Raw genomic sequence first — 22,756 nt, 5'->3', positions numbered from 1 at the left:
GAAAGGAAGGGATGAGATCCCGGGTCAAGCCCGGGATCGGTCGCTTTTGGATCGGCTCAGGCCGCTTCGGTCTGCTCGGCCATCACGGCTTCGAAGGCCCATTTGAGCCAGAGCGTCAGCTTTTCGATATCCGACGCTTCGACCGTGGCACCGCACCAGATCCGCAGGCCCGCGGGGGCATCGCGATAGGCGCCGATGTCATAGGCGGCGTTGTAATCTTCGAGCTTTTTCGCCACGGCCTTGGCAAAGGCGGCGCCGTCCTTGATCCGGTCATCGGTGAACTTGAGGCAGACCGAGGTGTTCGAGCGCGTGGCGGGATCAACCGCGAGGTTGTCCAGCCAGTCGTGACGGTCGCAGAAATCCCACAGGATTTTCGCGTTGGTCGTGGCGCGTTCGATCAGCATCGGCAGCCCGCCGATGGATTTGGCCCAGTCCAGCGCGACAAGGTAATCCTCGACCGCCAGCATCGAGGGGGTGTTGATCGTCTCGCCCTTGAAGATTCCGTCGATCAGCTTGCCGCCCTTGGTCATGCGGAAGATTTTCGGCAGCGGCCAGGCGGGGGTATAGGTTTCCAGCCGTTCAACCGCGCGGGGCGACAGGACGATCATGCCGTGGGCCGCTTCGCCGCCCATGACCTTCTGCCAGGAGAAGGTGGTCACATCCAGTTTGTCCCAGGGCAGGTCCATGGCAAAGGCGGCGCTGGTGGCGTCGCAGATGGTCAGGCCTTCGCGGTCCGCCGGGATCGCATCGCCATTGGCCATGCGCACGCCCGAGGTGGTGCCGTTCCAGGTAAAGACGACGTCGGTGTTGTAATCGATGGTGGCCATGTCGACGATTTCGCCATAACCAGCCTCGCGCACCTCGGCGTCGATCTTCAGCTGTTTGACGACATCGGACACCCAGCCCGAGCCAAAGCTTTCCCAGGCGACCATGGTCGCCTTGCGGGCGCCCAGCATCGACCACATCGCCATTTCGACCGCGCCGGTGTCGGAGGCGGGAACGATGCCGATCTTGTAGTCGGCGGGAATGCCAAGGATGTCGCGGGTCTGTTCGATCGCGGCAAGCAGCTTTTCCTTGCCGACCTTCGCGCGGTGCGAGCGGCCCAGCGGCGCATCGGCCAGCTTGCTCAGTTCGAATGTGGGGATCTTGGCGCAGGGGCCAGAGGAGAAACGCGGGTTTGCCGGCCGCGTTGCCGGGTGTGCAGTGGTCATATCTGCTAACCTTCCAGATAGATGCCCCTCGTTGGGGAGGGGTGTCCCGAAGCCGGATGTATGGGAAGCGCTGAGGCGCGGCAAGTCGGATTCTGCGTCCAAATCGCCGCATTCGAACAAATCCATGCACAAAACGGAGCCGATCGGAAACCCGGGCCGGGGCATGGGCGGGGCGCGCAGTTCAAACCCCTTGATTTCAAGGGGCATTGGCGCAAATCTGAAACAATGAACAGTCTTACACCTTTCCCCGGATCAGCGACGCCGCAACCGGTCGTCATGTTTCACCGCACGGAACTGACCGTCATCCTGTCGCTTTACGGGCGCATGGTGGCCGCGGGGGAATGGCGCGATTACGGCATCTCCAGCCTGCGCGACCTGGCCGTGTTCGCGGTGTTCCGGCGCACCGCCGAAAACCCGCTGTACCGAATCGAGAAGCGGCCCAAGCTGCGCGGCCGGCAGGGGGAATATGCGGTGGTCGGGATGGACGGTCAGGTGCTCAAGCGCGGGCATGACCTGAAGACGGTGCTGCGGGTGCTGGAGCGCAAGCTGATCCGATCGGTCGATTGACGACAGGTCGGGCAGCGCCTTTGCCGGGGCGCCGCCGGGGGTTTTGCACCCCCGGACCCCCGCAGGATATTTGTGGCAATTGGAAACATGGGCGTGTGGAAACATGGGCGTGGTCAGCCCGACGCGGTGCCCTGCCAGTCGGCCAGGCGTTTGCCGGGTTCGTCGACGAAAAGGCCGGGCAGGGGGCTGAGGGATTCGATGCGTTCGAGGGCAAAGCGCTTAAAGCCGCCCAGGGTTTCGTCCCAGCACACGCAGGTCCAGACACGGCCCCAGTAATCAAGGTGCAGGGGGCGGATGTCATGGGCTTTGCTTGCCAGCGTGACGCGCAGTTTCTGCCGGGCGCGGATGGCGGCGCGGATCGCGGGCATGTGGGCAAATCCGCGCGCGGCCTCGGCGAAGGCATCTGTGGCAAAGCCGAAGGGCGCCACCGGGGCACCCGCGTCGGCGGGCAGGACCGCGTCGATCTTGGCGGCAAGGCTGCGGGCGGCGGCGGCGTGTTCGTCAAGGCGCGATGCGCCAAGCGCGGCCAGCGCGATATGCAGCGCGTCCAGTTCGGATTCCGTCAGGTTGAGCGGCGGCAGGGTGACGGCGGCCAGCGCGGTATAGCCGTAGCCGCGCGCGCCCTCGACCGGAACGCCGGAGGCGGCCAGCACTTCCATATCGCGATAGATCGTGCGGACCGAGACGCCAAGGTCCTGGGCCATCGCCTCGGCGGTGTGCAGCTGGCCGTCGCGCAGCCGTTCCATCAGGGCGTAAAGCCTGTCCTTGCGATTCATGTCATGCTCCTGTCCTTGGGTATATACTGACAAAATCCTGACAACTGACAAGATAGTGACAAAACTTGCAGGCCACAGCGCTGTTTTGGCGCTTTTCCCCCTGCAAAATAGCGCCTAGAACCCTTGGATGATTTTCGGGCGGGCCGGATGGGTCTGCTGACAAAGGAGATGAGCCATGCTCAACAATATCGGCCTTCCGGGCCTTCTGCTGATTGCCGTCGTGGTGCTGGTCCTGTTCGGCCGCGGCAAGATTTCCAGCCTCATGGGTGAGGTTGGCAAGGGGATCACCGCGTTCAAGAAGGGCGTGGACGAGGGCAAGCAGGAGCTTGAGGACGCCAAGGCCGCCGATGCCGTGGACGTCACCCCCGAGGAAGAAAAAAAAGACAAGGCGTAACGGGCCATGTTTGATCTCGGCTGGACCGAGCTGCTGGTCATCGGGATCGTGGCGCTGATCGTGATCGGCCCCAAGGATCTTCCGGTGGTGTTCCGCAACGTGGGCCGCTTCATGGGCAAGGCCCGGGGCATGGCGCGCGAGTTTTCGACCGCGATGAACCAGGCCGCCGACGAGGCGGGCGTCAAGGATCTGCAGAAATCGCTGAAGACCGCCACCAACCCGGTGGGCAGCGCCATGGACGGTGTCAAGGATGCGGCCAAGTCGATGACCGACCTGAACCCGGACAGCGAAACCGGCAAGCTTTCCAAGGAACGCGACGCCGCGAGGAAAAAAATCGAGGCCAACGCCGCCCGCATGGCGGCCGAACGCAAGGCCCGCGAAGCCGCCGAGGCGGTAGAGAAGGCCGATGCGCTCGAGGCCTCGTTGAAGGATGATGCGGCCGCCGGGGATGACACCCCCGCCGCCGACAAGGGGAAAGCATGAGCAGCGCCGACGACGACCTCGAAGACAGCTCGGCCCCGCTGATCGAGCATCTGGCAGAATTGCGCACGCGGCTCATTCGCTGCGTGCTGGCTTTTATCGTGGGCATTGTGCTGGCCTTTACGGTGGCCGAACCGATCATGCAGTTCCTGCTGGGCCCGATCGAGGAAACCCTGCGCGATCTGGGGGACCCGTCGCCGACGATGCAGTTCACGTCGCCGCAGGAATACCTGTTCACGCTGTTCCGGATCTCGATGGTCTTTGGCTTTGCGCTGGCCTTTCCGGTGATCTCGTTCCAGCTGTGGCGCTTTGTGGCGCCGGGGCTGTACAAATCGGAAAAGGGCGCCTTTCTGCCCTTTCTGATCGCTTCGCCCTTCATGTTCCTGCTGGGCGCCAGCTTTGCGCATTTCGTCGTCACGCCGCTGGCCATGGCCTTTTTCCTTGGCTTTGCGGATTTTTCGTCGATCTTTGCAAACCTCTTGTCACGGGCCGGTGACGCCACCGGCGCGGCGCTGCCGCAGGGCGCTGCCGTGGTCCCCGAAACCGCCGAGGGGATCAAGATCACCTTTTTCGGCAAGGTGAACGAAAGCCTTGATATCACGTTGAAGTTCATCATCGCCTTTGGCCTGTGCTTTCAGTTGCCGGTGCTTTTGACGCTGATGGGCAAGGTCGGGCTGGTCAGCTCGGAAGGGCTTGGCCGGGTGCGCAAATACGCGATGGTCGGCATCCTGATCCTGGCCGCGGTCGTGACGCCGCCGGATGTCACGACGCAGCTGATCCTGTTCACGGTTGTCTACGGCCTATACGAAGTCTCCATCCTTCTTGTGCGAATGGTCGAGAAGAAGCGCGAAAAAGACCTGCGCGAGCAGGGCCTCTGGTTCGAAGACGACGACGAGGAAGATCCGCTGATGAAAGAGTTCGACGAGGACGACGGCAAGTGAGCAAGCCCACAGCAAGCGACCCCCTGGAACGGATCGCGGCGGCGTTGGAACGGATGTCTCCGCCGCCGCTGTCCGCCCCGGATTTCGCCGCGGCCGAGGCCTTTGTCTGGCACGTGGCGCCGGACCGGCTGGTGCCGGTGGCGGTGGTGAACCGGGTCGATCTGGCGCTGCTGGTCGGGGTGGAACGGTCGCGCGACACGCTGCTGGCCAACACCCGGCAGTTCGCGCGCGGGCTGCCTGCCAACAACGCCCTGCTGTGGGGCGCGCGCGGCACCGGAAAGTCCAGCCTTGTCAAGGCGGTGCATGGCACCGTCGCCGACGAAGGGCATGACCTGAAGCTGATCGAAATCCAGCGCGAGGACCTGTCGTCGGTGTCGCGTCTGCTGACCCTGCTGCGCGGGTCGCCGCAACGCTTTGTGCTGTTCTGCGATGACCTGTCGTTCAGCCATGACGACGAGCATTACAAAAGCCTCAAGGCGGTGCTGGATGGCGGCGTCGAAGGGCGGCCTGACAACGTGGTGTTCTATGCCACCTCGAACCGCCGTCACCTGATGCCCCGCGACATGATCGAAAACGAACGCTCGACCTCGATCAACCCGTCAGAGGCGGTCGAGGAAAAGGTATCGCTGTCGGATCGTTTCGGGCTGTGGCTGGGCTTCCACCCATGCACGCAGGACGATTACCTGGCGATGATCAAGGGCTATTGCGTGGCGTACGGCGTGACGGTCGATGCAGACGAAATGCACGCCGAGGCGATCGAATGGCAGGCCACGCGCGGCGCGCGGTCGGGCCGGGTGGCCTGGCAGTTCTTTGTCGACCTGGCGGGCCGCAAGGGCGTGGCGCTGGACTGATCCAGGTCCGGGTCCGGGCTGGCCATCGGCCACCCGGGTTCTGGAACGCCGCGCGGGCCGATCACACCGTTTCACACCGTTATTGCAGATAGGCCATCGGGTCCGTGCTTTCGAAACCCTTGCGGACTTCGAAGTGCAGGAAGGCGGGATCGCCTGCGCGCACCTTGCCCACGACCTGGCCCCGGCTGACCGCATCGCCCTTTTGAACGGTGATGTCGTCAAGGTGGGTGTAGACGGTGATGACGTCATCGGGATGACGCACCAGCAGGAACTTGACCCCTTCGGCGGTGGTGCTGATCGAGGCGACCTGACCCGAAGCCGCGGCCTTGACCGGGGTGCCGGCGCTGGCGGCGATGTCGATGCCCTCGTTGCGGCCCTTGGCATAGTCGCGGATGATGCTGCCGGCCACCGGCATGGTCATCGCGGCATTCGACGCCGGCTTGCTGGTGCTCTGACCGATATCGGCGACGGGCTCCTTGGCGGGCTCGGGCTTGGTTGCGGCGGCGGGCACTTCTGTCGGCAACGGCTTGGAGGCGGACGGCGGCTGCGGCGTCGGCGATCCGGCGCCGGGCTGGGTCACGGCGGCGGTTTCCACCACGGGCGCGGCATCGCGGTTCACCGGGATCAGCAGGAACTGCCCCTCGCGGACCGAGAATTGTTCATCCAGCCCGTTCCATTCGCCCAGCGAGCGGGGCGAGACATTGTAAAGCCGCGCAATGGTAAAGGCGGTTTCGCCGCGCGCCACCTGGTGGCGGACGGGTTCGACCCCCGTCGCCCCGCCCGAGGCCGCCGGCGTGGTCGAGGCGGCGCGCTCGATCGCATTCCCGGCCAGCGTGGTCACATCGACCTGTGCGGCGGGCCGGATCGGGCCGGTGGTGTCGGCGCCGGTGGCGGGCGAAGGTTCGGCAACGCGGCGCGGCAGGGCGATGATCTCGCCGCGGCGCAGCGGATCGGTTGTGCGCACGCCGTTGTAACGCGCCAGCTCGTCAGCGGGCAGGCCGACCCGGGCGGCCACATCCGCGACGGTATCGCCGCGCCGCGCCACGGCGACTTGGTAGTTGGGATAGGACAGGATGCCGCGATCATCCGGGCTGGGCCGGTTCGCGGGTGAGGCGTTTTGCGCCGCCTGCGCCGTGTCAAAGCCGCTTCCCATCTTGCCCCGCAGATCCAGGTCGATCGGACCGGAACAGGCGGCCAGGGCGGTGCTCAGCGCCAGGGCCGAGGTGATACGGGGAAAGCGGGCGATACTCATCTCGAATGTCCTCACAACGTGCCCCTTGTTGATCGGGGCCTTGGAATTTGCCTGTCGCGCAGGCCGGGTTCAGTCCTTGCCCAGTCCTTCGACCAGGGGCACGAAACGCACGGGGCGCAGCTCTTCATAGTCAAAGCGATCCTCGTGCCGGGTGACACGGATCAGCCGCTGGACAGCATCGGACTGCCCCACGGGCACGATCATGATACCGCCAATCTTCAGCTGGGCCAAGAGCGGCCCGGGCGGGTCCTCGGCGGCAGCGGTCACGAGAATGCGATCAAAGGGCGCCTGATCGGGCAGGCCATGCGACCCGTCGGCGGTAAAGGCGGTGATGTTGGTGATGCCCTGGGCGTCAAAGATCGCGCGCGCCGCCTGCACCAGCCTGCGGTGGCGGTCGACGGTATAGACCCGCCGCGCCAGCTGCGCCAGAACCGCCGCCTGATAGCCCGAGCCGGTGCCAACCTCCAGCACCTTGTCGCGCGGTCCCAGTTGCAGCGCCTGGGTCATGACACCGACCACCGAAGGCTGCGAAATGGTCTGCCCGCAGGCGATGGGCAGCGGCATGTCCTCATAGGCGCGGTCGGTGAAATAGCCCTGGATGAAATCGCCGCGGTCCACGCGTTCCATCGCCTCCAGCACGGCGCTGTCGGTCACGCCCTTCGAGCGCAGGGCGAACAGGAACTGCATCTTGGCCTCGGCGTCAAAGGTCATTCAAAGGCGCCCTTCAGCGCGGCCAGGGTGTCATGCGCGGTCAGGTCCGCGCGCATCGGCGTGACCGTGATATAGCCATCCAGGTTCAGGGCCGCATCGGTGCCGGGCAGGGTCGCGATGCGCTGGTTGCCGCCGCGCGCCCACAGGAACCGCCGCCCCGAAGGCGACAGGTGCGGCTCGACCGAAAAGCGCGTGCCCTGGCGAATGCCCTGCGCCGCCAGCCTGACGCCCTTGACGGCGGCGGCGGGGACGGGGGGAAAGTTGACGTTCCAGAACAGCTTGTAGGGCTGCTCGTCCGCCGCACCAGCCTCCAGGATCTTGCGCAGGGTGGCCGCGCCATGTAGCGCGGAGGCCTCGAAGGGGTCTTCGAGATCCTGGGTTTCCGGCCCCAGGTACTGCGACAAGGCGATCGAGGGCACGCCCTGAAGCGCGCCTTCCATGGCGCCGCCCAAGGTGCCCGAATAAAGCGCATTCTCGGCCGAGTTGTTGCCCCGGTTCACCCCGGACAGGATCAGATCGGGCGGGCTGTCCTTCAGCACGTCGTGCAACCCGGCCAGAACACAATCGGCCGGACTGCCCTCGGCGGCGAACCGGCGATGCCCCATCTCGGCGATCATCGTCGGATGGGTGTAGGAAATGCAATGCGCCACGCCCGATTGCTCGAAGGCGGGGGCCACGATCCAGACCTCGCCGCGGGGGCCGGCCAGCTCGGTGGCGATCGCTTCCAGCACCTTCAACCCGGGGGCGTTGATGCCGTCATCATTGGTGATCAGAATGCGCATGGAAAAAGGCCTGTGTCTGCTTCAGCCCTCAATAGGCGATGGGGACTGACGGGGCAAGCATTGCCGAGCCTTGTCCTGCGTGGCAAAGGCAAGGAGCCTCCAGCGGGAGTATTTTCACCAAGAAGAAGGGGCGGGGCCTGCTCTTCTTCTTGGCGCAAATACTCCGGGGAGTTTGAGGGGCTGGCCCCTCAATACCCGCCCGCCGCAGGCGCGATGGTCAAAGCCCGAGGTCCTGCAACAGCCGCGCGGCCTCGTCCTGCGGTTTGGCAAGAGGGCCGCGGTCTTCGCCGGGATAGAACCGCGCGCGGGTGGCGGTGGCCAGCGGTCTGGGTGCCAGCACATGTACCTTGGGGCCGGTTTTCACGGTTTCGGCCTGCCATGACCGCGCCAGGGCGATCTGGGCGGTCTTGGTGGTGCCGTAATGGCCAAAGAACTTTTCGCCGCCATGCGGATCGTCAAAGAACAGCGCCTGGCCGTCCAGCCCCAGAAGCGGCGCCACAAACGGGATCATGTGCCCCATCGCATCGACATTGGTGGACAGCGATTTCTGCCAGTCCTTCTGGTCCATGTGATGTGCCGGGGTCAGCGGCGCGGCATGGATGGCGGTATGCGCCCAAAGCGCAACGCAGCCCTCCCCGGAGGGCGAACCGGGGCCCCAGCGGTCATGGATGGAACGGCACATATGGGCCATGGCATCGCGGTTGGTGATGTCCATCGGCGCCAGCGTCGCCTCTCCGCCCTTGGCCTTGATGCGGTCGTCAAGGTCCTGCAACCCGCCCACGGTGCGGGCGACGGCGATGATGTGATAGGTGGGCGCAAGGGCCTCGGCCAGGGCAAAGCCAAGACCGCGCGAGGCGCCGGTGATGAGGGCAAGTTTCGTCATGGCACGGGTTTGGAGCGGTTGCGCGAAAACGTCAAGCGACGGGCGTGTCGCAGGCGGTGGTTTTGCCTTCTTGCGGCGGTGCTCAGGGCATCTGCAACCGTCTGGAATTGCCAAGGATCACCGCATCGGGTCCGATGGCGGCGATGACCTGGCCCTGGATCCGGTCTCCCTTGGTCACGCTTTGCACCTTGCCCGAGGGCAGGCGGATCAGCGCGTTCTGCGCGCCTTCCGGGCCGAAGGTTCCCAGCAGCAGTGGTGCGTTCGGGTCAAGCGTGACCTCGACGGTGGCGTTGCGGGTGACGGCCGTGGCCGGTTGGACCAGGGCGGTGTCGATGTCATTCGGGCGCGCCCGGGGGCGGAGGGATCTGGCAAGCATTGCGTGTCTCTGGCAGCTGGGAAAGGGGGTCGCTTCGGCCTGTCGGGCCGGTCAGGCGACGGGACATACTGCCAATGCTGCAGGTGCAAAAGAGGGGCGCCCGTTGCTGAGCGCCCCTTTGCCGGTTGTGGGGATGCAAGGGCGGAAATCCGCGCGCCGCGCTATTGCGCCGCCTTCATCTGAAACCCCTTCTGGATCATGTCCGCCGGTTCCACCGGGTATTCCCCGGAGAAGCAGGCGTCACAATACTGCGGGTGTTTCTTGTCGCGGCCTTCGGCCTCGCCCACGGCGCGGTACAGACCGTCCAGCGAGATGAAGCGCAGGCTGTCGACGCCCAGGTGTTCGCGCATCTCGTCCTCGGACATGGTCGCGGCCAGCAGCTTTTCGCGCTGCGGCGTGTCGACGCCGTAGAAACACGGCCAGGCAGTGGGGGGCGACGCGATGCGGAAATGCACCTCGGCGGCGCCGGCATCCAGGATCATTTCCTTGATCTTGCGCGATGTGGTGCCGCGCACCACGCTGTCGTCGACCAGGATCACCCGTTTGCCGCGGATCAGCGCGCGGTTGACGTTCAGTTTCAGGCGCACGCCCATGTTGCGGATCTGTTCGGTCGGCTCGATGAAGGTGCGGCCCATGTACTGGTTGCGCACAATGCCCATGCCGTAGGGAATACCGCTTTCATGGGCAAAGCCGATGGCCGCCGGGGTGCCGCTGTCGGGCACCGGGCAGACCAGGTCGGCCTCGACCGGGGCTTCGCGGGCCAGTTCCACGCCGATCTGACGGCGCGTTTCATAGACCGAGCGGCCGCCGATGATGCTGTCGGGACGCGAGAAATACACATGTTCAAAGATGCAGAAGCGCGATTTGCGCGGGCGGAAGGGGCGGATGCTTTCGATACCGTCCTTTTCGCTGATCACCACCATTTCGCCGGGCTCGATCTCGCGGACGAACTCGGCGCCGATGATGTCCAGCGCGCAGGTTTCAGAGGACAGGACATAGCCGTCGCCGATCTTGCCCAGCACCAGCGGGCGCACGCCCAGCGGGTCGCGCACGCCGATCAGCTTGGTCCGGGTCATGGCAACCACCGAAAAGGCGCCTTCGACGCGGCGCAGCGCGTCTTCCATGCGTTCGGGGATGGTGCGTTGCAGCGACCGGGCCATCAGGTGGATGATGCATTCCGAATCGGACGAGCTTTGAAAGATCGAGCCACGCTCGATCAGTTCCTTGCGCAGGGCGTCGGCGTTGGTGATGTTGCCGTTATGGGCAATCGCCGCCCCGCCCATGGAGAATTCGCCAAAGAACGGCTGCACGTCGCGGATCGCGGTCTGGCCTTTCGATCCGGCGGTGGAATAGCGCACATGCCCGATGGCCAGTGCGCCGGGCAGGGTTTCCATCAGCGATTGTTTGGTAAAGTTGTCGCGGACATAGCCGAAACGACGGACCGAGTTGAAGCCGTGGTCGGGATGGTGTGACACGATCCCCCCGGCCTCTTGCCCGCGGTGCTGCAGCGCGTGCAGGCCAAGGGCGACAAAGTTGGCGGCATCCGTGACCCCGACAACACCGAAAACGCCGCATTCCTCATGCAGCTTGTCGTCTGAATCGCCGTCACGGGTGGCGTCGAAATCAAACGGGTGGGCGGGGGGCATTTGGCGATCGGACAAAGGCGGCTCCGAATCCTGTCTGTGCGTGATGGCCCTCACATAAAGGCTGAGCCGCCCGGTGTCACGAAACGATGACAGTTTGTCTGAAATCCTTTTGGGTATGGAAAGCCTCGGGAAAGGATTGTGCTGTAGTTCAGGGGCGGAATGAGTAGTGAGGATGCGATGTTCCGCCGTAAACACGTGATCAAGGAAGGCCCGCAAAACTTTGGGGCCATCATGAAGATGATCGACACAACCATGAGTCGTGTCGAATTCAGCCCCGAGGGTAACATCAATTGGGCGAATGACAATTTTCTTGAAGTGACGGGCTATACGCTGGAGCAGCTGAAGGGACAAAGCCGGGCCATCCTGCTGCCCGAGGGGGAGGCCGCATCGGACCTGGGCCCCTGGCCCGAGCTGGACGAGGAGCAATGTTTTTCCGGGCCGCGCCAGTTTCGCGCCCGCGACGGCCAAATCCTGTGGCTGTTCTGCACGATCGCGCCGGTGCATGACAGCGACGGCAACCTGGCGCGCTTCATGCAGTTGTCCCGTGACATCACAAAGCGGCAGGTCGCCAACGAACGGATGCGCGAGGCGCTGCATGCGCTGGGGCAGGGGCGGCTGGACACCCGTCTGGACCTGCCCGATGCTGGCGGCTTTGAAGGGCTCGAAACCTCGTTCAATACGGCGATGCAAGGGCTGGACGCGGCGTTCAACCGGACCTTGGCGACGCTGACCTATCTGAATGACGACGCCTGCGAGGCGCAGTTGCGCACCCACCGTCTGGCCTCGGATTCGCGTACCCAGGCAGGGCGGTGCGAAGGGGCCAGAGACGCGATGGTCGCGGCCAACGACACCCTGACCGAGATTTCGGCCGAGATTGACAGCACCCTCAACAAGGTCGGCGTCAGCGTCAGCATGGCGCAAGAAGGCGCCGAGGAAATGCGCCGCGCCTCGCAGGCGGCGCAGGCCATGCACGACCAGGCCGAGGCGATGATCGAAATCAACCGCCTGATCGACAGTGTGTCCTTTCAGACCTCGCTTTTGGCGCTGAACGCTGGGATCGAAGCGGCCCGGGCCGGGGCGGCGGGGGCAGGGTTTTCCGTGGTGGCGGCGGAGATCCGCGGGCTGGCGGGCCGCGCCGCCGAGGCATCGCGCGAAATCGCCGGACGCATTGGCGACATGACCGACCAGGTCGGCGAAGTGGTGACAAGCGTTGATCGCGGCGACAAGCGGTTGCAGGACCTGGTGAAATGCCTTGACGGGATTTCCGGCGGGATCAGCGGGGTTTCGGCCATCACCGCGCGCCAGGCCCAGGGGTTGGGCGGCGCCAATGACGCGATTGTCGACCTGGCGCGCAGCCTGTGCGATTCGGCGGACCGGACGGAAACTCAGGCCGCCCTCAGCAAGGAGGCGGCCAAGCGGCTGGGCGAAGTCACCGACAAGATCCGCGGGATGGTCGGGCCTTTCACGGCCCAGGTTGAACGCCAGGGCGCGGCCAAGCAACGCGCGGGCTAGCCCCGCGCGCGTTTCAAAGGGGTATCAGGTGTTGCTGCCCGACGGGGCCGCGCAGATGCCGACCAGCTGTTCGTACTGGGTGGTGATCCAGCCAAGCGCGCGTTCCGGGTTCTGTTCTTCGATCCGGCCGGTAAAGCGCGAAAAGACCGCAGCCGAACGCGAGTCGTCCACCATCGGGATGTCCTGCGCGGTGATCACCGTTTCATAGACAAAGAAGCCGACCGCAACCAGCAGCACACCGCGCGCCACGCCAAAGAAGAACCCCAGCGCCTGGTCAAGCCCACCAAGCGCCGAGCGTTGGATCAGCGAGGAAAACAGCGGCGTGAACAGCGAGGTCACGACCAGCGCCACGGTAAAGACGGCGGCAAAGGCGGCAACGATCGACAATTCGCAGCTGTCGGACAGGAACTCTCCGACGACGGGGATTTCCTTGACCAGCGGTTGCACCTGCGGCGCGAACATGAAGGACAAGATGGCCGCCACGACCCAGCCGGCGATGGCCATCGCTTCGCGGACCAGACCGCGCGAATAGGCCAGCAACGCCGACAGAACGATGATAACGGCGACTGCGCCGTCAATGATCGTGAAACCTTCCATCTGTTCTGCCCGTCCTTTTGTGTTGTTCGTCGAACTTGTTTGCGTCTGTTACCCGGCGCCGAAAATCTCGCCCACAAAGGCGGAAAGATCGCCCATTCGGGTCAGCTTCATGGCCTTGGAGCCGGCTGCCTTGCCGCCCTTGGGCAGAATTGCGGTGGAGAAACCAAGTTTTTGCGCTTCTTTCAACCGGTTTTCGGTCTGCCCGACGGGTCGTAGCGCCCCAGATAGGCTGATTTCACCGAAAACGACAGTCTCGGCGGGCAGGGCGGTGTCCTCGCGGGCGGAAAGTAGCGCAGCCGCCACAGCCAGATCGGCCGCAGGTTCGCTGATTTTCATCCCGCCCGCCACGTTCAGGTACACATCAAGCCCGGCAAAGGGGATGCCGCAGCGCGATTCGAGCACCGCGAGAATCATCGCCAGCCGCGATCCGTCCCAGCCCACGACTGACCGCCGGGGTTGCGAATGCGGCGAAGGGGCGACCAGCGCCTGCAGCTCCACCAGCACCGGGCGGGTGCCTTCGATGCCGGAAAACACCACCGAACCGGGCGCCGGTTGCCCGCGTTCCGACAAGAACAGGGCGGATGGGTTGTGCACCTGCGCCAGCCCTCCGCCGGTCATTTCAAAGACGCCGATTTCATCCGCCGGGCCGAAACGGTTCTTCACGCTGCGCAGGATGCGGAACTGGTGGCCGCGCTCGCCTTCGAAATACAGCACCGTGTCGACCATGTGTTCGACCACGCGCGGCCCGGCGATCTGGCCGTCCTTGGTGACATGGCCCACCATGATCACCGCGCTGCCGCGTTTCTTGGCAAAGCTGGTCAGCTCGTGCGCGGCGGCGCGCACCTGGCTGACCGACCCCGGGGCGCTGCCGACGTTGTCGGACCACATGGTCTGAATCGAATCGACGATGGCCAGATCGGGGCGTTCCTGATCCAGCGTCGTCAGGATGTCGCGCAGGTTGGTTTCGGCGGCCAGTTTCACCTGTGCCTCGCCCAGTCCCAGACGGCGGGCGCGCAGCCGGACCTGGGCGCTGGCCTCTTCGCCCGAGACATAGATCACCTTGAGACCGGCATTGGCAAAGGCCGCCGCCGCCTGCAGCAACAGGGTGGATTTGCCGATGCCGGGATCGCCGCCCACAAGCACCGCGCTGGCCGGGACAAGCCCGCCGCCCAGCACCCGGTCCAATTCGCCAAGGGCCGAAGCGGTGCGCGGCGGCGGCGCCTCTTGCGAGTTCAGATCGGTCAGCGCGACGGCACGGCCCCGTCCCACCAGCGCCTGTTTGGCCGGGCCTTCGGACAGCGGCTTTTCTTCCTGGATGGTGTTCCATTCGCCGCAGCCGTCACAGCGCCCCGACCATTTCGAAAAGGCCGCCCCGCAGGACTGGCAGACAAAGTTCAAGGTGGGTTTGGCCATGAAACATCCGGATCGCAAAAGGGGCGGGCCGGGGGGTTATGCCCCAATCCGCAGCCCGCGCCAATGCCGCGTCACTCGGCGGCGCGCTTTTCCAGGATGGCGATGTTGTCGGTTTCCAAAAGCGTCTGAACGGTGGCCTCGACACTGTCATCGGAGTCCTGGTCCTGCGCATCGACCGGGATGCGCGGGCCGGGCGCCAGATCGAATTCGGGCAGCAGCCCCTGCAATTCATCGCGCAGCCGCTCCAGCTGGGCCTTTGCGATGCTTTCCTCCATCTCGACCTTTTCGGTCCAGCGGCGGATGTCGACGGCGATGGCCTTTGCGGCCTCGATCCGTTCGTTGAAGTTGTCGATTTCCTGCTGCCGGGCGATCAGGAAATCGCGGGCGCGGGCCAGGTTGCGGTCTGAATAATTCTCGGCCAACTCGTGGCTGACATGGCTCATCTGGGCGGCCAGTTCCAGGATCGAAGGTTCCAGATCGGCCAGGTTGGGGTGATCGCGCAGAAAGGCGATGCGTTCGCGGATGGAATCGAATTCCCCCTTGATCTGGAACACCCCTTCGCGGTCGGACTGATGGGCCAGCGCATAGGCGCGCGCCACGTCCATTTGCCCCATGTGGAACGAACGGTGCGAGTTCTCGAGCGCCATGATCCGGGCATTGGACGGCAGGAAAAAGCACAATAGCACCGCCAGGGTGGTGACCCCGATCTGAAGATACATCCCCGCCAGGGGGTAAACCGTCTGGCCAAAGCTCAGCGGCAGGTCCAGCCAGGGGGTCTGGCCAAAGGCGCAGGCCAGGGTGTAGCCAAGCGACGCCAGCGCCGCTGCGACGATGGCGGCAAAGGCGATCCTTTGCAGTACCATGCGAACCAGATTGCTGAATGCGCGCAGCTGAGTGATCACCCGTCCCTCCGTTTGAATCCCCGTCCTTTCGGACAGCCATCGTCAGACGACTATCGGCAAGTTTATGCCGATGGGCCGTGATTACAAAGCAGTTTATTCAACTGCCGGAGGAGGTGTGGCCTGTCGGTTCTGTTTTCGCGGATTGTCGCGTTTCAAGAAACCCCAGCAGGATCGACGCCAGGATGCAGGCGGTGAACAGGTACAGCCCCCAGGCGACCTCGACCCGGCCGATGCCCATGCCCTTTGACAAGGTGATGTAGACGGCGATCAAAAAGACGTCCGCCATGGCGAATTTGCCCAGGATGTTGACGATCGGCAGGGCGCGCCGATCCAGCAGGTGGAACTGGATCAAGGCCAAGCCAAGGGTCTTGAGCATGGGCGCGAACAGGGCAAAGACCGTGACCAGAAGCGCCAGAAAGATGTCCGACCGCCACAGGCTTTGCAGCCCGGAAATGACCGAGATTTCGCTAAGCCCGAACAGCGGCAGCAACCCGGCGCGCAAAAGCGGGGCAAACCAGGCGACGGGATAGGCCAGAAACAGGCCCAGGTTCAGCCAACGGATCATGAGACCCACCACCACAGGCCCAGAAGGGCGGTGACCAGCAGCGCGTGCACCGCGTCGATCCAGCGCCAGCGCGCACCCTTGGTCAGGCCGCTGATCCCGAAGATCACCGAAGGCACAAGCAGCGCGGTGATCCCGCCGCCCTGCGCCATCAGGCGCGCCGCGCTGGCATACTGGGGGCTGTCTGTCAGCCCCGCCGCCGGGGCCAGGACCGTTGCGACCCCGGCCAGCGCCAGCATCAGCGCCACCAGCGCCGGCCAACGGGCCAGACCGCGCCCCAGCAACACCCGCAGCAAGGCCAGGCCGGCCAGCAGCTGAAGATAGAGGAACTTCTTGAAGAAGATGAAGGCCAGCAGAACCGGATCGGGTTCCAGAAAGGCGCTCATCGCACCGCCTCGATCGGGCCTTCGGCGCGGCCGGAAATGAACTGGTCCAGGTAGGGATCGCCGGAGTTGTCCATCTGGCTGACCGGGCCGGTCCATTGGATCACGCCGTCGTGCAGCATGGCGACGTTGTCGGCGATGGCGCGCACGCTGGTCATGTCATGGGTGATGGTCATGGCCGTGGCGCCCATTTCCACGACGATCTCGCGGATCAGGTCGTTGATGACCCCGGCCATGATCGGGTCAAGCCCGGTGGTCGGTTCGTCGAAAAAGATGATCTCGGGCTCGGCGGCAATGGCGCGGGCCAGGCCGACACGCTTTTGCATCCCGCCCGACAGCTCGGCCGGGAACAGGTCGGCGACGTCCGGTTTCAGCCCGACCCGGCGCAGCTTTTCTATGGCGATCTCGCGCGCCTCGGCCCTTGGGCGCTGCAAGGACCCGCGCAGCAGGCGAAAGGCGACGTTCTGCCAGACCGGCAGGGAATCGAACAGCGCGCCGCCCTGGAACAACATGCCAAAGCGCGCCAGAAAGGCATCGCGGTCGCCGGTGGTCACGTCCTGGCCATCCAGCGTGATCAGGCCCGCATCGGGCAGCACCAGGCCCAGCACGCATTTCAGCAGCACCGATTTGCCGGTGCCCGATCCGCCGATGATCACCATCGACGTGCCGCTTTCGATGCTCAGGTCGACATCGCGCAGCACCTGTTTGCTGCCAAAGGATTTCCTGACGTGCGACAGTTCGATCATAGCGAAAAGAAAGCCCCGGTCAGAAGGAAGTTGGCGGCCAGGATCAGCACGGCGGCTGCTTCGACGCTGCCTTTGGTGGCGGTGCCCACGCCCTGCGCGCCGCGTCCCGAGTTCATGCCGAAATAGCAGCCCATCAGCGCCGCGATGCCGCCAAAGACGCAGCCCTTGACCATCGAGGAAATGATGTCCAGCGGTTCAAGGAAATCGACCGTGTTCTTGAGATAGGCCGCCGCATTGAAACCCAGCGATCCGGTGGCGACAAGATAGCCGCCAAAGACCCCGATCACATCGCCCACCGCCACCAGCAACGGAACCACGATCAGCGCCGCCAGCAGGCGCGGCGCGGTCAGGTATTTCATCGGATGCGTCGACAGGGTGACAAGGGCGTCGATCTGTTCGGTGACCTTCATGGTGGCGATTTCGGCGGCGATGCTGGACGTGACGCGCGCCGCGATCATCAGCCCCACAAGAACCGGCCCCAGTTCGCGCACCATGCCGATGGCGACGATCTGCGGCACCACCGCCTCGGCGTTGAAGCGCGCGCCGCCGGCATAGATCTGCAGGGCCAGCGCGCCGCCGGTAAAGATCGCCGTCAGCCCGACCACGGGCAGCGACAGCCATCCGATATGCAGCAGGGCCAGCCCGAATTCACGTCCATAGAACGGCGGGCGCAGGATATGGGTCAGCGCGGCAAAGGCAAACAGCCCGACCCGCCCGACCGAGGCAAGGAAGGCCAGCGTGGTGCGGCCCAGCGTTCCAAGAGGGGCAAGCAGGGTCATGCGCCGACATAGTCCCGGGCATACCGGTTGCCCAGCGAGGTCAGGATTTCATAGCCGATGGTCCCGGCCCAATCGGCCAGCGTGTCGACCGACTGGTGCTGGCCCAGCAGCTCCAGCGCCTCGGGGGCGGAATGCAGCGCGGTGACGTCGACGCCGATCAGGTCCATCGAAATGCGGCCCAGCACCTTGCAGCGGCTTTCCCCGGCCCAAAGGCTGGCCTTGGGGCCCATGGCGCGCAGGATGCCGTCGGCATAGCCCGCGCCGATGGTGGCGACGCGCATCGGGTTGCGGGCGACAAAGCTGTTGCCATAGCCGACGGATTCGCCGGGCTCCAGGTCCCGGATCTGGATCACGGGGATCGACAGGGACACCACCGGCCGCGCGTCGATGAAGGGCAGCCCGCCATACATGCCGATGCCGGGGCGGGTGACGTCAAAGTGATACTCGGGGCCCAGCAGGATGCCGCCCGTCGCCGACAGCGAACGCGGCACGTCGATGCCATCGGTCATCTGCCGGAACAGCCGCAGCTGATGCGCGTTCATGCCGTGATCGGGTTCATCGGCGCAGGCCAGGTGGCTCATGATCAGGGCGGGGTTCTGCGCCAGTGCGATGTCGCGCAGCGCGCCCCATTCGGCGGGTTCCATGCCAAGGCGGTTCATGCCGCTGTCCAGCTGGATGCCAAAGGGATGGCCGGGCAGGCCCTCGACGTGGCGCAGCATCTGGTCGATCGAGTTGATCATCGGCACCAGGTTGGCGCCCCGGATCAGGTCGGCGTCGCCAGCCATGTGACCGGAAAAGACGAAAATCTCGGGGCCCGCGCCCAATGTCCGGCGCAGGGCGGCGCCTTCTTCGGCCTGGGCCACGAAAAACCGCCGCGCGCCTTCTTCGGCTAGGGCGGGGGCGACCCGGTCCATGCCAAGTCCATAGGCATCCGCCTTGACGACGGCGCCGGCCTCGGCCTGCGCCTTTTGTGCAAGGGTTCGCCAGTTCGCGCGCAGGGCGCCCAGATCAATCGTAAGACGTGCTTGTGCCATTGTGCGTGTTTGGCATGACCCGCGTGGGCGTCAAGGGGGAATTGCGCCGCACGGCGCCGCTTTGCCCGCTTGTGGGCACCGGCAGGCGGCGCTACTTCTTTGGGCATGAATGATTTCGAACGCAGGCTTCAGGCCAGGATTGACGGGAAAACCAAGCCCTTGGGCGCGCTTGGTCAGGTGGAATTGCTGGCGGCAAAGGTGGCGCGGCTGCAAGGGCGGCTTGACCCGGACATGACGCGCGCGCGCCTGGTGATCTTTGCCGGCGACCACGGACTGGCCCAGGAAGGCGTGTCGGCCTATCCGCCGGATGTGACGCGCCAGATGGTGCTGAACTTCGCGGCGGGCGGGGCGGCGGCCAATGTCTTTTGCCGCGCCAACGGGCTGGATCTTGCGGTGGTCAACGCCGGGGTCAAGGGCGGCCCCTTTGATCTGCCCCAGGTGATCGAGGCCGCGATGGGCGAGGGCACCGCCAATTCCCTGCATGGCCCGGCAATGAGCGCGGCCACCTGCCAGGCGGCGGTCGAGACCGGCTATCGCCTCGGGGCCGAGGGCGACTGGCACGCTGTTGCCTTTGGCGAGATGGGAATCGGCAACAGCTCGGCCGCGGCGCTGGTGGCGCATCGGCTGACCGATGTGCCGCTGCAACTGCTGGTCGGGCGCGGCACCGGGCTGGACGACGACGGGCTGATCCAGAAACACAACATCCTGGCGCAGGTCAGCGCGCGGGTGCCCGGGGCGCTTGGCCCGATGGGCGCGCTGGCGGAATTCGGCGGTTTCGAGATCGCGATGATGACGGGCGCCATGCTGGGCGCGGCCGAGGCGCGCAAGCTGGTCATGGTCGACGGCTATATCGCCACCGCCGCGGCGCTGGCGGCGGTCACGATCACCCCCGCGGCCCGCGACGCCATGGTGTTCTGCCATGTCTCGGGCGAACCGGGGCACCGGGTGGTGCTGGACACCATGGGGGCCAAACCGCTGCTGCAGCTGGGGATGCGCCTGGGCGAAGGTACCGGCGCGGCGCTGGCCTGGCCCTTGATTCGCGCCTCGGTCGCCATGCTGAACGAGATGGCCAGTTTCGAAGAGGCCGGGGTTTCGGGGGCGACATGATGCTGGATTGGCGGCTGGAAAAGACCCTGTTCCTGCTGGCCGTGCAGTTCCTGACGCGCCTGCCTGTGCCGCGCGATCTGGAATTCTCGGACGATCTGCTGGTGCGCGCGACCAAGTATTACCCGCTGGTCGGGGTGCTGGTCGGCAGCATCGGCGCGGCCGTGCTTTGGGTCTTTGGACTGTGGGTGCCGCATGCGGTGGCGGTGCTTTTGTCGCTGGCGGCGACCCTGGCGGCCACAGGTGCCTTTCACGAAGACGGGCTGGCCGATGCCGCCGATGGGCTGGGCGGTGGCCTGACGCGCGAACGCGCGCTGGAAATCATGCGCGACAGCCGCATCGGCACCTATGGCGCCGTGACGCTGGGCACCACCATGGCACTCAAGGTCGCGATCCTGATGTCCTTTGCGCCGCTGCTGGCCGGGGTGATGCTGATCGCGGGCCATGGGCTGGGGCGCATGGCGGCCGTGCATGTGATCGCCACCACCGATTACGCCCGTGACAAGGGGGCCAAGTTCACCGTGCCCACGGTCACGCGCGACGGATACCGCGTGGCGCTGGCGACGGGTATCGCCATCCTGGCCTTTGTGACGCTGTTCGCCGGGCTGACTGCCGCGCTCTGCGCCTTTGTCGGGGCGACGCTGGCGGCGCAGGTGTTTCGCATGATCTTTGTGCGCAAGCTGGGCGGCTATACCGGCGACTGCCTGGGCGGCACGCAGCAGCTGGGCGAAGTGGGGGCGCTGCTGGCGGTCCTGATGTGGCTGTAACGCTGCTGCGCCACACCACGCCCGATGTGACTAAGGGCACCTGCTATGGCATGACCGACCTGGCCCTTGCGGACAGCTTTGCCGCCGAGGCCGCGCAGGTCATGGCCAGCCTGCCCGAAGTGCAGGTGATCCAAAGCTCTCCCTTGCTGCGCTGCCTGCGGCTGGCGCAGCATATCGCGGCTCGGGCATCGCTTGAGGTTCAGGTCGTAAGCGACTGGCGGGAAATGGATTTTGGCACCTGGGAGGGGCGCGCTTGGGCCGATCTTCCGCGCCAGGCGCTGGATGACTGGGCCGCCGATTTCCACGGCTATGACGGCCACGGCGGCGAAAGCGTCGCGCAGCTTTTTGCGCGGGTTCAGGGGGCACTGGCCCGCGCGCCAAGGGACGCGCTGATCGTCACCCACATGGGCTGTATCAAGGCGGCGCTGGCCGCGCAGGGCGACCCAAAGGGATGGGACGCCCAATTGCCATTCGGTGCGCTGGTCAGGCTTCAGTAACCCTGATCGTCGCCCTGCTGCCAGGGCTTCACAAGGTTGCCAAAGCGGGTGAACTGGGCCTCGAAGGAAAGCTCGACCGTGCCGATCGGGCCGTGACGCTGCTTGCCGATGATGACTTCGGCCTTGGCATGCAGACGCGACATGCGTTCCTGCCATTCGGCCATCTTGTCCAGCTCGTGATCGCCGGGCTTTTCGCGCTCGACATAGTATTCTTCGCGGAACACGAACATGACGACGTCGGCGTCCTGTTCGATCGAGCCGGATTCGCGCAGGTCGGACAGCTGCGGGCGCTTGTCCTCGCGGTTTTCCACCTGGCGCGACAGCTGCGACAGGGCAATGACCGGGATGTTCAGCTCTTTGGCGATCGCCTTCAGGCCCATCGAGATTTCACCGATTTCCTGCACCCGGTTCTCGGCGGTGCCACGCAGCAGCTGCAGATAGTCGACGATGACCACATCCAGCCCATGCGTCCGCTTGAGCCGCCGCGCCCGCGCCGCCACCTGGCTGATCGGCAGGGCGGGGGTGTCGTCGATATACAGCGGGCAGGCCTCCAGTTCCTTGGCGGCCTCGACAAAGCGGCGGAATTCGCTTTCGTCCATGTCGCCCTGGCGGATCTTGTGGCTGGAGATTTCCGAGGCTTCGGCAAGGATCCGGCTGGCCAGCTGTTCGGCGCTCATTTCCAGCGAAAAGAACCCGACAACGCCGCCTTCGACGGCGCCGGTGGTGCCATCGGGCCGCGTGCCCTTCTTGTAGGCCTTGGCGATGTTGAAGGCCAGGTTGGTCGCAAGCGAGGTCTTGCCCATCGACGGACGCCCGGCAAGGATCAACAGGTCAGAGGGATGCAGCCCGCCCAACTTGCTGTCCATGTCGATCAACCCGGTGGAAATCCCCGCCATGCCGCCATCGCGCTGATAGGCGGCGTTGGCCACGTTGACCGCCTCGGTCACCGCTTTCAGAAAGGACTGGAACCCGCTTTCGGTCTGGCCCTGTTCGGCCAGCTTGTACAGCGCCTGTTCGGCCTCGACGATCTGTTCGCGCGGCTCGCTGGCGACGTCGACCTTGGCGGCCTTGGCGCTGATGTCGCGGCCCAGCCCGATCAGATCGCGCCGGATCGCCAGGTCATAGATCATCTGCGCGTAATCGCGCACCGCAAAACTGCTGACCGCGCTGGCGGCCAGACGCGCCAGGTAGGCGGGGCCGCCCAGCTCCTTCAGACCCTCGTCATCCTCCATGAAGGCCTTGAGCGTGACCGGAGAGGCAAGGTTGTTCTTGGCGATGCGGGCGGCGGCGACTTCGTAGATGCGCGCATGCACCGGATCAAAGAAATGCTTGGCATTGATGATCGACGCGACGCGGTCATAGATGTCGTTGTTGGTCAGGATCGCACCCAGAAGCTGTTGTTCAGCCTCGATGGAATGCGGCATGGTTTCGGCGGCTTCAACCTGAAGCCCTGTCGGATTGATGGTGGTTATCTCGTTCATCACTGTCCCCCGTCTGCTCAGGCGCGTTGCCTATCCCGGCACCGCGCGGAGGCGCAAATTGTATGTTTGTGTGGATAAGCTGTGGGCCGCACCGAACCACATCATCTTG

26 protein-coding genes are annotated in these 22,756 nt (G+C 65.1%); 9 read left to right on the top strand and 17 right to left on the bottom strand.

The window, feature by feature from the left end:
• Positions 1-56: 56 nt before the first annotated feature.
• Complete coding sequence (locus QF118_RS14310) at positions 57-1,211, bottom strand: phosphoserine transaminase (protein WP_282299723.1); 1,155 nt, start codon at positions 1,209-1,211, stop codon at positions 57-59.
• A 225-nt stretch (positions 1,212-1,436) separates the two neighbouring features.
• On the opposite strand from QF118_RS14310, the gene QF118_RS14305 reads away from it, so the two are divergent.
• A complete protein-coding gene (locus tag QF118_RS14305; RefSeq protein ID WP_282299722.1) occupies positions 1,437-1,778 on the top strand; it encodes a DUF2794 domain-containing protein in 342 nt (113 codons plus the stop codon).
• A gap of 113 nt (positions 1,779-1,891) precedes the next feature.
• Here the strand turns inward: QF118_RS14305 and QF118_RS14300 are convergent, their stop codons facing one another.
• Positions 1,892-2,554, bottom strand: a complete 663-nt coding sequence (locus QF118_RS14300) for a helix-turn-helix transcriptional regulator (RefSeq protein ID WP_282299721.1) — start codon at positions 2,552-2,554, stop codon at positions 1,892-1,894.
• 175 nt (positions 2,555-2,729) lie between these two features.
• On the opposite strand from QF118_RS14300, the gene QF118_RS14295 reads away from it, so the two are divergent.
• The 4 genes from QF118_RS14295 to QF118_RS14280 are packed head-to-tail and all read left to right on the top strand — an operon-like array spanning position 2,730 to position 5,220.
• Positions 2,730-2,948 carry a twin-arginine translocase TatA/TatE family subunit gene (locus tag QF118_RS14295; protein WP_282299720.1) on the top strand — a complete coding sequence of 73 codons (219 nt, stop codon included), beginning with the start codon at positions 2,730-2,732 and terminating at the stop codon, positions 2,946-2,948.
• A 6-nt stretch (positions 2,949-2,954) separates the two neighbouring features.
• Positions 2,955-3,431 (top strand): Sec-independent protein translocase protein TatB, encoded by a 477-nt coding sequence (gene tatB, locus QF118_RS14290; RefSeq protein ID WP_282299719.1) that lies wholly within the window; start codon positions 2,955-2,957, stop codon positions 3,429-3,431.
• Complete coding sequence (gene tatC, locus QF118_RS14285) at positions 3,428-4,369, top strand: twin-arginine translocase subunit TatC (protein ID WP_282299718.1); 942 nt, start codon at positions 3,428-3,430, stop codon at positions 4,367-4,369. The genes tatB and tatC overlap by 4 nt, the downstream gene beginning before the upstream one ends.
• 53 nt (positions 4,370-4,422) lie before the next feature.
• Positions 4,423-5,220, top strand: coding sequence for an ATP-binding protein (locus QF118_RS14280; protein WP_282302484.1), 798 nt, complete (start codon positions 4,423-4,425; stop codon positions 5,218-5,220).
• A 79-nt stretch (positions 5,221-5,299) separates the two neighbouring features.
• Here the strand turns inward: QF118_RS14280 and QF118_RS14275 are convergent, their stop codons facing one another.
• The 6 genes from QF118_RS14275 to purF all read right to left on the bottom strand — a co-directional run bounded on the left by QF118_RS14275 (position 5,300) and on the right by purF (position 10,870).
• A complete protein-coding gene (locus QF118_RS14275; RefSeq protein WP_282299717.1) occupies positions 5,300-6,472 on the bottom strand; it encodes a peptidoglycan DD-metalloendopeptidase family protein in 1,173 nt (390 codons plus the stop codon).
• 69 nt (positions 6,473-6,541) lie between these two features.
• On the bottom strand, positions 6,542-7,183 hold the full coding sequence (locus tag QF118_RS14270) for a protein-L-isoaspartate(D-aspartate) O-methyltransferase (protein WP_282299716.1): 642 nt from the start codon (positions 7,181-7,183) through the stop codon (positions 6,542-6,544).
• Positions 7,180-7,965: a 5'/3'-nucleotidase SurE gene (gene surE, locus QF118_RS14265; protein ID WP_282299715.1), complete on the bottom strand. Its 786-nt coding sequence runs from the start codon at positions 7,963-7,965 to the stop codon at positions 7,180-7,182. The genes QF118_RS14270 and surE overlap by 4 nt, the downstream gene beginning before the upstream one ends.
• A 217-nt stretch (positions 7,966-8,182) precedes the next feature.
• Entirely contained in the window at positions 8,183-8,848 is a 666-nt protein-coding gene (locus tag QF118_RS14260) for an SDR family NAD(P)-dependent oxidoreductase (RefSeq protein ID WP_282299714.1), read from the bottom strand.
• Positions 8,849-8,930: 82 nt separating this feature from the next.
• A complete protein-coding gene (locus QF118_RS14255) occupies positions 8,931-9,224 on the bottom strand; it encodes a hypothetical protein (RefSeq protein WP_282299713.1) in 294 nt (97 codons plus the stop codon).
• A gap of 161 nt (positions 9,225-9,385) precedes the next feature.
• Positions 9,386-10,870, bottom strand: coding sequence for an amidophosphoribosyltransferase (gene purF, locus QF118_RS14250; protein ID WP_282299712.1), 1,485 nt, complete (start codon positions 10,868-10,870; stop codon positions 9,386-9,388).
• Positions 10,871-11,029: 159 nt separating this feature from the next.
• On the opposite strand from purF, the gene QF118_RS14245 reads away from it, so the two are divergent.
• Positions 11,030-12,382 carry a methyl-accepting chemotaxis protein gene (locus QF118_RS14245; RefSeq protein WP_282299711.1) on the top strand — a complete coding sequence of 451 codons (1,353 nt, stop codon included), beginning with the start codon at positions 11,030-11,032 and terminating at the stop codon, positions 12,380-12,382.
• Between the two features lie 24 nt (positions 12,383-12,406).
• Here QF118_RS14245 and QF118_RS14240 read toward each other — a convergent pair whose 3' ends face one another.
• From QF118_RS14240 to alr, 8 genes are all read right to left on the bottom strand, one after another.
• Positions 12,407-12,979 (bottom strand): CvpA family protein, encoded by a 573-nt coding sequence (locus tag QF118_RS14240; RefSeq protein ID WP_282299710.1) that lies wholly within the window; start codon positions 12,977-12,979, stop codon positions 12,407-12,409.
• A 48-nt stretch (positions 12,980-13,027) separates the two neighbouring features.
• The gene (gene radA, locus QF118_RS14235) at positions 13,028-14,392 is read right to left on the bottom strand and encodes a DNA repair protein RadA (RefSeq protein WP_282299709.1); all 1,365 of its coding nucleotides are present in this window, start codon (positions 14,390-14,392) and stop codon (positions 13,028-13,030) included.
• A 71-nt stretch (positions 14,393-14,463) separates the two neighbouring features.
• A complete protein-coding gene (locus QF118_RS14230; RefSeq protein ID WP_282299708.1) occupies positions 14,464-15,255 on the bottom strand; it encodes a DNA repair protein in 792 nt (263 codons plus the stop codon).
• Between the two features lie 136 nt (positions 15,256-15,391).
• On the bottom strand, positions 15,392-15,859 hold the full coding sequence (locus tag QF118_RS14225; protein WP_282299707.1) for a paraquat-inducible protein A: 468 nt from the start codon (positions 15,857-15,859) through the stop codon (positions 15,392-15,394).
• A complete protein-coding gene (locus QF118_RS14220; RefSeq protein ID WP_282299706.1) occupies positions 15,856-16,242 on the bottom strand; it encodes a hypothetical protein in 387 nt (128 codons plus the stop codon). Before QF118_RS14220 ends, QF118_RS14225 begins: the two co-directional genes overlap by 4 nt.
• A complete protein-coding gene (locus tag QF118_RS14215) occupies positions 16,239-16,985 on the bottom strand; it encodes an ABC transporter ATP-binding protein (protein ID WP_282299705.1) in 747 nt (248 codons plus the stop codon). Before QF118_RS14215 ends, QF118_RS14220 begins: the two co-directional genes overlap by 4 nt.
• A complete protein-coding gene (locus QF118_RS14210) occupies positions 16,982-17,764 on the bottom strand; it encodes an MlaE family ABC transporter permease (RefSeq protein WP_282299704.1) in 783 nt (260 codons plus the stop codon). The genes QF118_RS14215 and QF118_RS14210 overlap by 4 nt, the downstream gene beginning before the upstream one ends.
• Complete coding sequence (alr, locus tag QF118_RS14205) at positions 17,761-18,798, bottom strand: alanine racemase (RefSeq protein WP_282299703.1); 1,038 nt, start codon at positions 18,796-18,798, stop codon at positions 17,761-17,763. Before alr ends, QF118_RS14210 begins: the two co-directional genes overlap by 4 nt.
• Positions 18,799-18,903: 105 nt before the next feature.
• On the opposite strand from alr, the gene cobT reads away from it, so the two are divergent.
• From cobT to QF118_RS14190, 3 genes are read left to right on the top strand one after another with little or no spacing between them, the layout of a single operon-like run.
• Positions 18,904-19,905, top strand: coding sequence for a nicotinate-nucleotide--dimethylbenzimidazole phosphoribosyltransferase (gene cobT / locus QF118_RS14200; RefSeq protein WP_282299702.1), 1,002 nt, complete (start codon positions 18,904-18,906; stop codon positions 19,903-19,905).
• The gene (cobS, locus tag QF118_RS14195) at positions 19,902-20,669 is read left to right on the top strand and encodes an adenosylcobinamide-GDP ribazoletransferase (protein ID WP_282299701.1); all 768 of its coding nucleotides are present in this window, start codon (positions 19,902-19,904) and stop codon (positions 20,667-20,669) included. The genes cobT and cobS overlap by 4 nt, the downstream gene beginning before the upstream one ends.
• On the top strand, positions 20,660-21,166 hold the full coding sequence (locus tag QF118_RS14190) for a histidine phosphatase family protein (RefSeq protein WP_282299700.1): 507 nt from the start codon (positions 20,660-20,662) through the stop codon (positions 21,164-21,166). The genes cobS and QF118_RS14190 overlap by 10 nt, the downstream gene beginning before the upstream one ends.
• Here the strand turns inward: QF118_RS14190 and QF118_RS14185 are convergent.
• Positions 21,160-22,647: a replicative DNA helicase gene (locus tag QF118_RS14185; RefSeq protein ID WP_282299699.1), complete on the bottom strand. Its 1,488-nt coding sequence runs from the start codon at positions 22,645-22,647 to the stop codon at positions 21,160-21,162. The two genes, QF118_RS14190 and QF118_RS14185, sit on opposite strands and share 7 nt — an antisense overlap.
• Positions 22,648-22,756 lie beyond the last annotated feature (109 nt).

It is taken from the genome of Tropicibacter oceani (assembly GCF_029958925.1).
Lineage (GTDB): Bacteria > Pseudomonadota > Alphaproteobacteria > Rhodobacterales > Rhodobacteraceae > Pacificoceanicola > Pacificoceanicola oceani.
The sequence above is the reverse complement of the archived record's forward strand: the minus strand, read 5'-3'. Positions and strand labels throughout refer to the sequence as shown.

Excerpts from the sequence above, each read along its gene's own strand:
- QF118_RS14280 (WP_282302484.1), top strand. The coding sequence starts at position 4,423 with ATGTCTCCGCCGCCGCTGTCCGCCCCGGATTTCGCCGCGGCCGAGGCC.
- QF118_RS14275 (WP_282299717.1), bottom strand. The coding sequence starts at position 6,472 with ATGAGTATCGCCCGCTTTCCCCGTATCACCTCGGCCCTGGCGCTGAGC.
- QF118_RS14300 (WP_282299721.1), bottom strand. The coding sequence starts at position 2,554 with ATGAATCGCAAGGACAGGCTTTACGCCCTGATGGAACGGCTGCGCGAC.
- QF118_RS14185 (WP_282299699.1), bottom strand. The coding sequence starts at position 22,647 with ATGAACGAGATAACCACCATCAATCCGACAGGGCTTCAGGTTGAAGCC.
- QF118_RS14255 (WP_282299713.1), bottom strand. The coding sequence starts at position 9,224 with ATGCTTGCCAGATCCCTCCGCCCCCGGGCGCGCCCGAATGACATCGAC.
- QF118_RS14270 (WP_282299716.1), bottom strand. The coding sequence starts at position 7,183 with ATGACCTTTGACGCCGAGGCCAAGATGCAGTTCCTGTTCGCCCTGCGC.
- QF118_RS14310 (WP_282299723.1), bottom strand. The coding sequence starts at position 1,211 with ATGACCACTGCACACCCGGCAACGCGGCCGGCAAACCCGCGTTTCTCC.
- cobS (WP_282299701.1), top strand. The coding sequence starts at position 19,902 with ATGATGCTGGATTGGCGGCTGGAAAAGACCCTGTTCCTGCTGGCCGTG.
- QF118_RS14260 (WP_282299714.1), bottom strand. The coding sequence starts at position 8,848 with ATGACGAAACTTGCCCTCATCACCGGCGCCTCGCGCGGTCTTGGCTTT.
- cobT (WP_282299702.1), top strand. The coding sequence starts at position 18,904 with ATGAATGATTTCGAACGCAGGCTTCAGGCCAGGATTGACGGGAAAACC.
- radA (WP_282299709.1), bottom strand. The coding sequence starts at position 14,392 with ATGGCCAAACCCACCTTGAACTTTGTCTGCCAGTCCTGCGGGGCGGCC.
- alr (WP_282299703.1), bottom strand. The coding sequence starts at position 18,798 with ATGGCACAAGCACGTCTTACGATTGATCTGGGCGCCCTGCGCGCGAAC.
- purF (WP_282299712.1), bottom strand. The coding sequence starts at position 10,870 with ATGCCCCCCGCCCACCCGTTTGATTTCGACGCCACCCGTGACGGCGAT.
- QF118_RS14210 (WP_282299704.1), bottom strand. The coding sequence starts at position 17,764 with ATGACCCTGCTTGCCCCTCTTGGAACGCTGGGCCGCACCACGCTGGCC.
- QF118_RS14220 (WP_282299706.1), bottom strand. The coding sequence starts at position 16,242 with ATGAGCGCCTTTCTGGAACCCGATCCGGTTCTGCTGGCCTTCATCTTC.
- QF118_RS14245 (WP_282299711.1), top strand. The coding sequence starts at position 11,030 with ATGAGTAGTGAGGATGCGATGTTCCGCCGTAAACACGTGATCAAGGAA.
- QF118_RS14305 (WP_282299722.1), top strand. The coding sequence starts at position 1,437 with ATGAACAGTCTTACACCTTTCCCCGGATCAGCGACGCCGCAACCGGTC.
- tatB (WP_282299719.1), top strand. The coding sequence starts at position 2,955 with ATGTTTGATCTCGGCTGGACCGAGCTGCTGGTCATCGGGATCGTGGCG.
- QF118_RS14225 (WP_282299707.1), bottom strand. The coding sequence starts at position 15,859 with ATGATCCGTTGGCTGAACCTGGGCCTGTTTCTGGCCTATCCCGTCGCC.
- QF118_RS14215 (WP_282299705.1), bottom strand. The coding sequence starts at position 16,985 with ATGATCGAACTGTCGCACGTCAGGAAATCCTTTGGCAGCAAACAGGTG.
- QF118_RS14295 (WP_282299720.1), top strand. The coding sequence starts at position 2,730 with ATGCTCAACAATATCGGCCTTCCGGGCCTTCTGCTGATTGCCGTCGTG.
- tatC (WP_282299718.1), top strand. The coding sequence starts at position 3,428 with ATGAGCAGCGCCGACGACGACCTCGAAGACAGCTCGGCCCCGCTGATC.
- QF118_RS14230 (WP_282299708.1), bottom strand. The coding sequence starts at position 15,255 with ATGGTACTGCAAAGGATCGCCTTTGCCGCCATCGTCGCAGCGGCGCTG.
- QF118_RS14240 (WP_282299710.1), bottom strand. The coding sequence starts at position 12,979 with ATGGAAGGTTTCACGATCATTGACGGCGCAGTCGCCGTTATCATCGTT.
- surE (WP_282299715.1), bottom strand. The coding sequence starts at position 7,965 with ATGCGCATTCTGATCACCAATGATGACGGCATCAACGCCCCCGGGTTG.